This window comes from Photobacterium sp. R1 (assembly GCF_054600795.1).
On record NZ_BAAHZP010000908.1, the window covers coordinates 1 to 241 of the forward strand.

Genomic DNA, 241 nt, shown 5'->3' on the forward strand with positions numbered 1-241 from the left:
GCAGGAAGAAGAAAATCGCCTCTCCGATCAGCCATAGAAAAGCATGCACCTGCGCCCAGAAAGGGCTGATCTGGGTGAGGGTTTGGCCATCAAACATCGCGATATCGCCGATGACATTTCTGAAACCGAGGATCAGACCGCCGGTGATAATAGCGGGTAACAGAGGTACAAAGATTTCGGCCAGGTGAGAGATACCGCGTTCAAGCAAGCTCATATTCTGGCGGGCAGCGACCTTTGCCTC

1 pseudogene is annotated in these 241 nt (G+C 53.1%); it reads right to left on the minus strand.

The features are described 5' to 3' along the window. A pseudogene (locus ACYP03_RS27700) lies at positions 1 to 241 on the minus strand (PTS trehalose transporter subunit IIBC); the annotation flags it as partial.